We start from the raw sequence: 12575 nt of genomic DNA, 5'->3' as shown, positions 1-12575 counted from the left end.
CACGAAAAACGCGTGGAAGTCATGCTTTCTACGCGTTCATTTCTAGTAAGTAGTAACACCACATTTTATTTTTTAAATTTTAACCGTTAATAAAAGGAAAATCAACTGCTAGCAAAATTGATGAAATATTCTTTTTTTATTAAAGGAAACTCTCCGAAAAAACCAAAATCCATCGAAACAAAAGAACAGTGCTTTTAATCTTTTAAAAAGTTAATCATTTTAAATCAATTGAAAAAGGTAATTGAGATAAAGAATGCACCTATCCCCTCACTATCCCCAAAATAAAAACCGGGATATTTTCCAATGGAATACATAATATCTGCTTTTAAAAAGGAATATACCTTTAAATTAGAAATTCTAGCTATTCTGATACATTGCTGAAATTTCCTCTAACTCATTAATTAATCTCTGTATTAAAGGTTTTGGTGAGACTACTTTAATATGTTTACCCATTTTACTTAATAAAGAGGAAATAAAATTCAAATCCTTTTCATTCACATAAGCTTCAAAGAGATACATATTATCGTTTATAGGAGAAATCGTTACACTATCCCAAAGATGATTCTTTAGCATATTGAGACCTCTCTCCTGACAATGAATTTCTATTTTAATTTTATTATCAGGACGAAAGATAAAAATAGTGCAATAAAAACAAAAAAGAGCTGTAAACCCTTGACACAAAAGGGTTTACAGCTCTCCTATAATTACTCCCACTCAATCGTGCCGCCTGGCTTTGGAGACAGGTCGTAGCATACGCGATTGACATGCTTTACTTCATTAATGATACGGTCTGTAATTTTTAATAGGATTGGCCAGTCAATTTGTTCAATAGTTGCTGTCATTGCATCTACTGTATTAACTGCGCGAATAATGACTGGATATTCGTATGTGCGCTCATTGTTGCGCACACCAACAGATTTAAAGTTTGGTACGACTGTGAAGTATTGCCATACTTTTTGGTCCAATCCTGCAAGCGCAAATTCTTCACGTAAAATGGCATCTGATTCACGTACTGCTTCAAGGCGCTCAGGTTCAATTTCACCTAACACGCGCACGCCAAGCCCCGGTCCTGGGAATGGCTGGCGATACACCATATCATGAGGAAGTCCAAGCTCAACGCCACATGCACGCACTTCATCCTTAAATAATTGGAATAATGGCTCCACTAATTCAAATTGTAAATCCTCTGGAAGTCCACCTACATTATGATGCGATTTTACAACTTTATGCGTTTTTGTACCTGATTCTACGATATCTGGGTAGATTGTCCCTTGTGCGAGGAAGTCAATTCCTTCAAGCTTGCGTGCTTCCTCTTCAAAGACGCGAATAAATTCATTACCGATAATTTTACGTTTTTCCTCCGGCTCACTTACACCTTTCAATTTTCCTAAAAAACGCTCGCTTGCATCTACATAAACAAGGTTTTCTTCAAGGTCCTTTTCAAACATAGCGATAACGCCCTCAGATTCATTTTTACGCATTAAACCATGGTTTACGTGCACGCAAACTAATTGTTTCCCAATTGCTTTAATAAGTAATGCTGCTACAACAGATGAATCCACACCGCCTGACAGGGCTAAAAGCACCTTTTTATCGCCAACCTGCTGACGAATTAAAGCGACTTGGTCCTCAATGAAATTTTTCATATTCCAGTTAGCCTCAGCTTTACATGTATCAAAAACGAATTCCTTTAAAAAAGCTTTCGTTTCTTCCTCGTTCGGCCATTTAGTTAATGTTTTGGATGCTTTAGTTGATGGGTGGTCTACGCTAATAACAGGAATGTCTAAATTATAAATTTCATCTAATACGTCGATTGCTTCGCCATCAACGATATTATTTTCACCGCCATTTAAAATAATTCCTTTAACCGTTTTTAAATCTTGAATATTTTGAGCGGTAATATCATGTGGATGGATTTCACTATACACACCTAAATCACGAATCCAACGAGCAATCGTTGTGTTTTCACTGCTTCCTAAATCTAATACTAAAATATTGTCTTGCTTCATCCCGACACAACCTCCTATTAATGCTATTTACCCCGCATGAACAGGCAGTAATCTTTTTCGAAAGCTAGGTACAGGACGCTAATTTTCAAGTTTACTACCTGTCAAAGCTTGATTAGTAAATTGTAACAACCAGCAAACAAGATAAAACCCCCTGCTGGTTGAAGTATCACTTTATTCTACTCTTTTTAAGGCTTTCTGAAAAGTAGCTGCTGTACAACTTTCCAGAAAGCTGTTTGAAGTGTTCCTTACGAACTTGCTAATTGATGAAAATCTGTATAGTAAATCACTAGCCCTTTGTACGGTTAATTAAATACGCCCAGTTTTCTTTTAGCTGCTCATAATCTAGTGCCTCACCCTTTTCGCTATAAATCATGCGCTCATAAGCCTCTGTTAAAATTGACATATCCTTCGTACCGAAATGCTCGTCTACTTGCTGCGCAAAGTTTTTCAATGTTTGATTGCTTTGACGTTTAAAGCCATAACGCTCTAATTGCTTCAATAAGCGCGTATAAGATAAATCAAAATTCCCTGCATCCTGCTTTTTCTGGCGCTGCATTTGTACATATACGGTTGGCAACCATTTACGGCGGCGGCGATACAACAAGAAGCCTACAGCAGCTAAAGCAATCATTAATACAATCAACCATTTTTTATTTTTCTCGTTTAATATGCTTGAAGTAGTTTCTTTTGTTTCTTCATTTTGTGTTGCTTGCTCCAATTCCTCTCTTTGTTGTTGCTCTAGCTCTCTTTGCTCCTCTGTTACGAGCTCATCTTCGTTTTCTGTTAGCTCTACGTCATAATCAATAGATGCTGGACTAGAGAAGCCAATTGTTGGCTCGAACGGCATCCAGCCGACACCATCTACATATACCTCTACCCAAGAATGGGCATCGTTGTTTTGCACTTCATATATGTAGAGCCCATCATCTGAACGACCAACTTGCTCGCCCCCTACGAAGCCTTTCACCCATCTTGCCGGGATATCAACAGCGCGAAGCATGACAACCATTGCTGTAGAGAAATTGTCACAATAGCCTCGCTTTGTTTCAAACAAAAATTGGTCTACATAGTCTTGGTCTTCTGCAGGATATGCAATATTTTTCGTGTCATAGCTAAAATCATTTTGCTGGAAGTAGCGCTCAATTGCTCTTGCCTTATCATACGTTGTACCGTAATCGCTAGTAATTTCCTCAGCTAGCTGACGCACACGCTCCGGTAAATTATGTGGCAATTGTAAAAAACGCGCATCCACTACCATTCTCGGCATATTTTTATCCTTTAATGCGGTGAAGCTATATGAAGGCTCACTATAAACAAGCTGATAATGGTCGAGTGCAACAATATTATCTTGCACAACTGTTTGCAACTTTTCTGTTTGTCCATTTAAAATAGTATATCCATCAAACACGACTCGTTGTAAACCGTATGGCTGCAAAATAAATGGGAATTCCTCTAGCGGGAATATTTCTGCCTGTTTTGGCTCCTCACCAGTCGGAATCGAAAGCGGCAATATCGTATTAGATGGAAGTTCCATTTCAAAATAGGAACTATTGTCCACAACCCAGCCTTTTGTCGTATAGAAATCCTTTGTTTCTACACGCCAATATTGCCTTTTTTGTGCATGTGCTCGAAAGACGACTGTATCATCCTGTGAAAAGCCCCCGCCTAAGGTCTCATCATTTTCACCGTAGCCGACCTTTCCTTCTACAGCTCCGCCCCCATTTCCTTGCCCTGTTAGGCTTTTAATAAATGGAACAGGATCTGACCATTGTGGTGATGCTTTTGGTAGCAAGAAAGCGACAAAGCCAGCTAAACAAACAAATACAATAACAGGCATTAAATAATGCATATAAGATTTTCTTTGCAGCAATGTCCCCATCGTCGTAGTAGAACGCTTCAAGAAAAGAAAGGCGGTTAGCATTAAACCGAGCAACATAACTTTTACAATTGCGGCTTTCCCGTCATAATCACTAAATGTATCAAGTGTTGCAATAAAAAAAACTGTTAACAATAGGAAATAGAAGACACTCATATGTACAGTAATCCAATGATGAATTAAATAAACGAGCATCCAAATTAGTATTAAAAACAGTAATGTACGAAATGGATTGGACACTTCAGTGAAATTTCTTTGCAATAGCTGAAGCATATTCCACTGCAAATCGCTATATAAAAAGTGGAGCCCTTCAGTTGAAAAAAATGAAAACTCACTATACGCCCTTATAATAAAAAATGCGATATAGCCTATTTTAATAAACCATGTGATGAAAAGTGGTAAGCCTAGCAAAGCAAGTGCTAGTGAAAGAGCAATAAAAAGAAGAAAATAATAATCGTATCCTGTGTTCGTCAGCTCCATAATCGGATTCAACCATTCTCGTAAAATGACGAAAATAATTAAATAATAAATACCATATTCTAAATAAAACCTTACATCCTTTTTCACGGTCTATTCACCTCCGTGAATGCTTGACTAAACATATCCTCAGTTAAATAAATCACTCGGTTTTGTCCTATCGTGCGGTATGTATTTGTCATGCTTTTTAATTCATCTTTCGTAACAATAACAAAGCAAATAATTGCACGTACATGCTGTGCTTTACTTAATAATAATTGCTGACATTCCTTCGTAAACTCACCTGTCACGATAATTAAAATGGATTGATTCAACCCTTGGTATCTGCTACGTACAATTGTTGACGCTGTGTCCTCTCCACTTGCCTGAACGATAGCTAAATGACGCATCACTTTTTCTAGCTGTCCGTCTGTTCGTACAACAGGCATATACAATCGATTTTCTCCTGCTGTAGCAAATGAGACCTCCCCGTTATGCTTCACGATTGATTGCATAATAGAGGCAGTTAAGCTAACCGCCTCTTCAAAATGCTTGACGGATGATTGCTGAATACAAACGAGTAAACGCTGTGCTTGGCGGTCTTCAAATTCCTTTGTGCGCAGTGTCCCATCCTTCGCAAAGGATTTCCAATGAATCCACGAAAATCGGTCACCTGGCTGATAATTTCGGACACCTGTTGCCATTGTTGTATCTTTCAATATCGTATATTTAGAGGCTACTGTCCCTTGATCATACTGCATTTGCATTGTAGAAAATGGGATTGCAACGGTTTTCGGATAAACGAGAATTGCATGCGGTGCTTCTACATTTTTCTGACGGATTGCCCAGCCGAAAAAATCGGTCACTGTAAATGCCAAACCTTGAAAGCGATATTCACCACGCGTCACATTTTTAACTTCATATGTCCACTCAAAGTATCGTTTGAAGCCAACAAAAATTAATTTACTATTATCGTTTAGATGATGCTCCTCCGCCATTTCGCGAACAGTCAAAAAAGCCAATGGAATTCTTGTATTGTTACGAAAGCCTACCGTTATTTGCAAATCATCGCCATGCTTTGCGTAAGATGGATAAATATTACGCTCCGTTATTGAAAATCTCAACGGTACGATATACAGCATGATTGCATAAAGCAAAAATGGGCTTATTACAAAAAAAATAAACCAACTTACAAAGCCACCTTGAAACATCGCATAGCAAAATAAGGCAATCGCGAGTATTACAATACTTACTAATTTAATATTATTTCGAATAATTGTATAAACATTCGTCATTGTTCACCATACCTTTGAACAGGTACTCTGCCCCATTCAACAATACGCTCCATAACCTGTTCTGCTGTAATCCCTTCATAACGTGCTTCTGGCTGCAAAATCAAACGGTGGCTAAAGACAAATGGCGCTAAATATTGCACATCATCAGGCGTTACAAAATCTCTTCCTTTTAATAAAGCGTAGGCTTGTGCTGCTTTCATTAAAGCAAGTGAGGCACGCGGGCTTACACCCAAATAAATTTGTCCATCACGACGCGTTGCGCTAGCTAATTCGACAATATACGTTTTAACGCTATCTTCGATATAAACTTGCTTTACCTCATGCTGCAATGCTAGTAGCTCTTCTAAAGAAAGCACCGCCTCAATCTCTTCAATTGGTTGCTTGTACTGTGCCCTTCTTAATACTTCTACCTCCTCAGCTACTGTCGGGTAGCCCATTTTAATCTTTAATAAAAAGCGATCAAGCTGCGCCTCAGGTAATGGGTATGTCCCCTCGTATTCAATTGGATTTTGCGTAGCCATAACGAAAAATGGCTTTGCGATTTTAAGCGTTTCACCATCAATTGTCACAGACGCCTCCTCCATCGCTTCAAGCAAGGCTGATTGCGTTTTTGGCGATGTTCTGTTAATTTCGTCTGCCAATATAATATTACCGATAATTGGACCTGCTCGGAATTCAAATTCCAATGTTTTCGGATTATAAACTGAAACCCCTACAACATCCGAAGGCAATAAATCAGGTGTAAATTGAATTCTGCGGAATTCCGCACTAACTGATTTCGCCAAAGAACGAACCATCATTGTTTTTCCTACACCGGGAACGTCCTCTAATAACACATGTCCTCCAGCGAGCAGAGCAACAACGCTAAGTTCGGCAACCTCCTTCTTCCCTATCATGACCTTTTCTATATTTTTTATAATCGCTTCTATTTGATGATGCATCCTATGTCCCCCTTGCAGCAATAGCAATTTTTTGAATAATCAAACATGTATTAGCATAATTATATCTAGACTTTCATGAAAAATCCTTCAATATAACCTATGTTGTCCACCAATCATTTGATTTTAATCAGCAGGGAGTTGAAACTTTCTGCTAATACTTTAAGAATAGCTAAAAGCACTTTTAAACACAACTAAAAGGAGATAGGGTATGCAACGAGCAGTACAGTTGCCGACTTGTTGCACACTGAAGATGGTTCTTTTTTACATCTTTCATTTTATTAAAATTCTTTGTAAAATAAAAGCTAATCAACAAACCTGATTTTTATCCCGTAGTTTCTTTGCTAAAACATCAACAAAGCGTTTCATCAAGCAGGGAACTACACTGTTTGGTGAAACGCACTCTAAATTGAATTTCGGTATGTGTAATGGCGACTTTTGATATTGCTCGTATAATTAACCACTTGAGACGCTACGATAAGACGGTTGCGAATCATCGCGGAGTCTGCATTATACTGCATGCCTTTAATAATAAGGCGTGGGCTATTTTTTAAAATAATGCCTTTATTTTTCTTATTTTTTTTATTATTCGCTAGGAAAGATTCATGATTGGACTGCTGAAACGGTGGGCGATTGTTTTCATCCATCACCTGTCCAAAAGCATCGCTAGCCTGCACATAATGGCGCGTGTCGCGAAACATATTATTATGCGTAGCACTTACTCTAGACGTGCGCATTACACATACCTCCTTCCAATTTCAATAGAATTACTTGTACTATTTATATCGTATTTTTGTGTAAAAAATAAAGCTGGCGTAAAAAATAGAAAGGCCGAGCTATTCAGGAGTGCCTTTTAGCGTTCCATTCATAGTTCGGCTCTATTGTTTTCTCATTTCCAAAAATCATCAAAAATCGTAATTGGCATATGTCGTTTATGCTGTGAACGCAAATAGTGCCCTTCTAAAATGGCGCGCGCATCTGCTGGTATTTCTTTACCTTCCAAATAATCATCAATTAAATCATAGGTGATGCCAAGCGCTACCTCATCAGGTAGTGCAGGACGGTTCTCCTCTAAATCCGCTGTCGCCACTTTAACGTATAAATGCGCTGGACAATTTAAGTGCGCTAAAATTTGCTTTCCTTGGCGCTTATTTAAACGGAAAATCGGCATTAAGTCTGCGCCACCATCTCCAAATTTTGTGTAGAACCCTGTAATTGCTTCAGCCGCATGGTCGGTGCCAATCACGACTGCATTATGCATTGCAGCAATCGAAAACTGTGCTTTCATACGCTCCCGTGCCTTTTCATTGCCCTTCACAAAATCGCTTAATTGGATACCAGCAGCAGTTAATGTGTGTACACTTGCATCTACTGCCGCTTTAATATTAATTGTGTAAATATGCGTCGGCTGAATAAATTCTAACGCATCTTGGCAATCTTGTTCGTCAAACTGATTACCGTATGGTAAGCGAACTGCCCAAAATGCATATTTATTTTCGCCTGCCTCTGCATTTAGCTCATCTACCGCTAGCTGGGTTAGCTTGCCAGCAAGCGTAGAATCCTGACCTCCACTAATCCCTAGTACAAAGCCTTTAATAAAACTATGCTTCTCGGCATAGCTTTTGAGAAAATCAATTGTTTTACGAACTTCCTCTTGTGGGTCAATCGTTGGTAAAACCTTTAGCTCTTCAATAATTTGCTGTTGCAATGTCATTTGTCAACACCCCTTATGATTGCTCCAACTTTTCAACCATTGCACGCGCCTCATTAATATTGCGCATTTTATTATCCCAGCATTTTTGACTTAAATCTACAGGATACTCCTCTGGATTTAATGAACGCTTATACTCATCCCACAGCAGCTCTAAATTGTCCTTTGCATATTGGCGAATAGTTGTAAGTGCTGGGTTTTGATAAATAATCTTCCCATCTTCAATTACTTTTACATGCAAGTTTTTCGCTTCAAAATTCGTGACGAATTTTGAGACAAATGTATGCACAGGATGGAACATTTTAATGCGATTTTCCTCCTGTGGCTGCTCGTCCTCCATCGCAATATAATCTCCCTCTGACTTGCCTGTAGCGCGGTCGATAATGCGATAGACTTTTTTCAAGCCCGGTGTCGTTACTTTTTCAGCGTTTGCAGAAATTTTAATTGTATCCTCCATCACACCGTTTTCATTTTCAATTGCTACTATTTTATAAACAGCTCCTAACGCTGGCTGATCATATGCAGTAATAAGCTTTGTGCCAATCCCCCACATATCCACCTTTGCCCCTTGTGCCTTTAAATTTAAAATTGTATATTCATCTAAATCATTCGACACAATTACTTTCGCATCTGGAAACCCTGCCTCATCAAGCATACGACGTGCTTCCTTTGATAAAAAGGCGATGTCCCCGCTATCTAAACGAATGCCGACAAAATTAATTTTATCCCCAAGTTCCTTTGCTACTTTAATTGCACTTGGGACACCTGATTTTAATGTGTTATACGTATCTACTAAAAAGACGCAATTGCGATGTCGCTTCGCATACGCATGAAAGGCGTCATAATCATTTTTATATGCTTGTACAAGCGCATGTGCATGCGTGCCCGATACAGGAATATTAAACTTTTTCCCCGCGCGCACATTTGATGTTGATTCAAAGCCACCAATTACAGCAGCTCTTGCCCCCCACAATGCAGCATCCATTTCCTGTGCACGTCTTGTTCCAAACTCCATGCCTACCTCATCTTTTATCACTTGCTTAATACGACTTGCCTTTGTTGCAATAAGTGTTTGGAAATTAACGATATTCAGCAGGGCAGTTTCAACTAACTGCGCTTCAATAAGCGGTGCCTCAATGCGCATAATTGGCTCATTGCCAAAAGCAAGCTCCCCTTCTACCATTGAATAGACTGTTCCTGTAAAGCGAATATCTTGTAAATAGCTTAAAAAATCTTCCCCATAGCCTAGCTCTTCACGCAAGTAAGCAATATCGCTTTCTGTAAAGTGGAAGTTTTTTAAATAATCAAGCGCACGCTCAAGTCCTGCAAAAACAGCATAGCCATTGCCAAATGGTAACTTTCTAAAATATAGCTCAAACACAGCCTTTCGATTATGCACATTATCTGCCCAATAACTTTCAGCCATATTGATTTGATATAAGTCCGTGTGTAACGCTAAGCTATCATCTTGATACTTCGTTCCCATACAAAATCCCTTCTTCCGAAACATATTAGTCATAGTATACACTATTTTAGAATTTTAATCGGCTCGAATGTTTGTGCTTAATGATATACTTTATCGTAATATCATGAGAAAAAAGGAGACTGCTATGACCGTTTCACACGTAATCAAATTTGAAAATATTAGCTACCAAATAAATAAACAAATGATTTTATCGAATATTTCACAGCGAGTACAGCAGGGCTCTATTACTACATTAATTGGTCCATCAGGCGCAGGAAAAACGACGTTGCTCAAATTATGCAATGCGCTTATTAGTCCGACAAATGGCAATATTTATGTGGAAGGACAAGCCATCGACACATTTGAACCAACCGCACTTCGCAGAAAGGTAGGTATCGTTTTACAGCAGGCCCCTATTTTGCGAACAACTGTCTTTGAAAATCTAGCATTGCCAAGACGGCTTCAGCACGAGATATTAACAAATGAAGAGGCTTTGAACGCACTTATTGATGTCGGTCTAGATGAATCTTTCTTACTAAAACAGGCAACTGATTTATCTGGTGGGCAAAAACAAAAAATAGCAATTGCTAGAACTTTATTAAACAACTCTACTATTCTATTGTTAGATGAAATTACATCCGCCTTAGACCCACAATCCGTTTATGATATTGAGCAATTAATTTTAAAGCTGCGCCAAAGAGGTGTAACAATTATTTGGATTACGCATAGTATTCGGCAAGCACAGGAGTTAGGGGATATGACATGGGTATTAATGAAGGGTCAATTGGTCGCTGCGGGTGCAACGAAAGAAATAATGAACTCTACTGACCCTAGAATTGTAGCATTTCTTCTTGGGAGGACGACATGACCTATACAGCATTAGCATTAACACTTATTTTTGTCCTCATTCCACTTCTTTTATCCAAGACATTAAATTTAGGGCTTGAAAAGGATACAGTAATTGCCACTGTGCGCTCCATTATTCAGCTACTTGTCGTCGGCTATGTATTGAAATTCGTTTTTGATACCGAGCATTTCATTTATTTGTTACTGATGATTGTATTGATGATTACCGTTGCGACACTTAACGCACGTAAAAATGGGAAAAATATTCCGGGTATTACATGGAAATTAGCGGTTACATTAATTGTTGTTGAAGTGATTACACAAGGTGTGTTAGTAGGTTTTCATATTATTCCACCAACCGCCCAATATATTATTCCGATTAGCGGAATGCTAATTGGCAATTCAATGGTTTTAGCTATTTTGTTTTTAAACCGCTTCTCGGCAGAAATTGAAGCAAACGAGCATGAAATTGAGCTTATTTTATCGCTTGGTGGTACGCCAAAGCAAGCAGTGCATCGCCATTTAACGAAGGCCATTAAAGCGAGTATGATTCCAACAATTGAAGCGCAAAAAACAATCGGTCTTGTTCAGTTACCCGGTATGATGAGTGGACAAATTATCGGTGGCGCTGACCCGATACAGGCAGTACAATTTCAAATTTTAATCGTCTTTGCTTTGTTAACATGCGCGACATTAACTAGCATTGTTTTTGGCTTTTTAATCTATCCTTCTTTGTTTAATGAACGTATGCAATTAATTAAAAATTCTTTTAATTGATGATGTTCTATACTTTGGTAGCATATTCGCCTAAATATGTTATAATAATTTAGATTTATATTCTAAAAATAAAAGGAGCACAGTTTATGCTATTACGTGACTTTTTTATCCACTTATCAGAAAACCAGCTTTTAAATAGCGCAGCACAAAAGTATGGCTTAAAATTAGGAGCTCAAAGCGTCGTTGCAGGCACGAATATCCCTGAAGTAATCGAAAGTATTAAACAATTAAATGCACTTGGCATTTCATGTACAGTAGATAATTTAGGTGAATTTGTTTTCGAAAAATCTGAAGCTACAAAAGCGAAAGAGCAAATTTTAGCTGTCATTGAAGCGATTCATACTGAAGGTGTAGATGCACATATCTCATTAAAGCCTTCCCAGCTTGGTCTAGATATCGATATTGATTTCTGTTATGACAATTTACGTGAAATCGTGGCAAAAGCTGCTGAATACGATATTTTTGTTAACTTTGATATGGAAAACTATGACCGTTTACAAGTATCTTTCGATTTAGTCGAAGAGCTTTCTAAAACATATGATAATGTCGGCACAGTAATCCAAGCATACTTTTTCCGTGCGAAAGAAGATATTGAAAAATTCAAGGACTATCGCCTCCGTATCGTAAAAGGTGCATACAAGGAATCTGAGTCTGTTGCATACCAAGATAAATTAGATATCGACTTAAACTACATCGAATTAATCGAATATCATTTACTAAACGGTAAATTTACGTCAATCGCTACACATGACCACAATGTTATCGAACATGTGAAACGCTTTGTAAAAGACCATAATATCCCAAATGATAAATTCGAATTCCAAATGCTATACGGCTTCCGTAAAGAAATGCAAGTCACTTTAGCAAAAGAAGGCTATAATTTCTGTACGTATGTACCATTCGGCAAAGACTGGTACGGCTACTTCATGCGCCGTCTTGCAGAGCGTCCGCAAAACTTAAATCTTGTAACGAAACAAGTATTTAACAAAAAAACAAACACAATTTTAGCTGTCGCAGCAGGCGCTTTTGCATTAGGTCGCTTAACAAAAAAGAAAAAGTAAATTTTAAAAAGGGCCTGTCCGAAAAGTGTATATCTTTTCGGACAGGCTCTGCTTTTATAATAAATATTCGCTAAAAATATCTTTTCAGACGATTCTTTTTGCATACCCTTATTTATATTACTAATAGTTTAATGCTCATTC

The 12575-nt window shown here is 38.1% G+C and carries 11 protein-coding genes; 3 read left to right on the top strand and 8 right to left on the bottom strand.

Going from position 1 to position 12575, the window contains the following annotated elements; translation table 11 throughout:
- Nucleotides 1–357: 357 nt before the first annotated feature.
- The 8 genes from MHH70_RS14455 to MHH70_RS14420 form a co-directional block, all read right to left on the bottom strand.
- Nucleotides 358–681 (bottom strand): WYL domain-containing protein, encoded by a 324-nt coding sequence (locus tag MHH70_RS14455; RefSeq protein WP_107943747.1) that lies wholly within the window; start codon nucleotides 679–681, stop codon nucleotides 358–360.
- A gap of 23 nt (nucleotides 682–704) precedes the next feature.
- The gene (guaA, locus tag MHH70_RS14450; protein ID WP_107943746.1) at nucleotides 705–2009 is read right to left on the bottom strand and encodes a glutamine-hydrolyzing GMP synthase; all 1305 of its coding nucleotides are present in this window, start codon (nucleotides 2007–2009) and stop codon (nucleotides 705–707) included.
- Nucleotides 2010–2295: 286 nt separating this feature from the next.
- Entirely contained in the window at nucleotides 2296–4452 is a 2157-nt protein-coding gene (locus tag MHH70_RS14445) for a transglutaminaseTgpA domain-containing protein (RefSeq protein ID WP_342471808.1), read from the bottom strand.
- Complete coding sequence (locus tag MHH70_RS14440; RefSeq protein ID WP_107943744.1) at nucleotides 4449–5636, bottom strand: DUF58 domain-containing protein; 1188 nt, start codon at nucleotides 5634–5636, stop codon at nucleotides 4449–4451. Before MHH70_RS14440 ends, MHH70_RS14445 begins: the two co-directional genes overlap by 4 nt.
- Nucleotides 5633–6577: a MoxR family ATPase gene (locus MHH70_RS14435; protein WP_342471807.1), complete on the bottom strand. Its 945-nt coding sequence runs from the start codon at nucleotides 6575–6577 to the stop codon at nucleotides 5633–5635. The genes MHH70_RS14440 and MHH70_RS14435 overlap by 4 nt, the downstream gene beginning before the upstream one ends.
- A 401-nt stretch (nucleotides 6578–6978) precedes the next feature.
- Nucleotides 6979–7311, bottom strand: coding sequence for a hypothetical protein (locus MHH70_RS14430; RefSeq protein WP_066165799.1), 333 nt, complete (start codon nucleotides 7309–7311; stop codon nucleotides 6979–6981).
- Nucleotides 7312–7463: 152 nt separating this feature from the next.
- Nucleotides 7464–8288, bottom strand: a complete 825-nt coding sequence (gene nadE / locus MHH70_RS14425; RefSeq protein WP_066165796.1) for an ammonia-dependent NAD(+) synthetase — start codon at nucleotides 8286–8288, stop codon at nucleotides 7464–7466.
- Between the two features lie 13 nt (nucleotides 8289–8301).
- Complete coding sequence (locus MHH70_RS14420) at nucleotides 8302–9771, bottom strand: nicotinate phosphoribosyltransferase (protein ID WP_066165793.1); 1470 nt, start codon at nucleotides 9769–9771, stop codon at nucleotides 8302–8304.
- A gap of 124 nt (nucleotides 9772–9895) precedes the next feature.
- Between MHH70_RS14420 and MHH70_RS14415 the strand changes: the two genes are divergently transcribed.
- The 3 genes from MHH70_RS14415 to MHH70_RS14405 all read left to right on the top strand — a co-directional run bounded on the left by MHH70_RS14415 (nucleotide 9896) and on the right by MHH70_RS14405 (nucleotide 12434).
- Nucleotides 9896–10618 (top strand): phosphate ABC transporter ATP-binding protein, encoded by a 723-nt coding sequence (locus MHH70_RS14415; RefSeq protein ID WP_107943742.1) that lies wholly within the window; start codon nucleotides 9896–9898, stop codon nucleotides 10616–10618.
- Entirely contained in the window at nucleotides 10615–11373 is a 759-nt protein-coding gene (gene fetB, locus MHH70_RS14410; protein ID WP_066165788.1) for an iron export ABC transporter permease subunit FetB, read from the top strand. The genes MHH70_RS14415 and fetB overlap by 4 nt, the downstream gene beginning before the upstream one ends.
- An 86-nt stretch (nucleotides 11374–11459) precedes the next feature.
- Entirely contained in the window at nucleotides 11460–12434 is a 975-nt protein-coding gene (locus MHH70_RS14405) for a proline dehydrogenase family protein (RefSeq protein ID WP_066165786.1), read from the top strand.
- Nucleotides 12435–12575: the final 141 nt, after the last annotated feature.

Source organism: Metasolibacillus sp. FSL H7-0170, from assembly GCF_038593115.1.
Lineage (GTDB): Bacteria > Bacillota > Bacilli > Bacillales_A > Planococcaceae > Metasolibacillus > Metasolibacillus fluoroglycofenilyticus.
The sequence above is the reverse complement of the archived record's forward strand: the minus strand, read 5'-3'. Positions and strand labels throughout refer to the sequence as shown.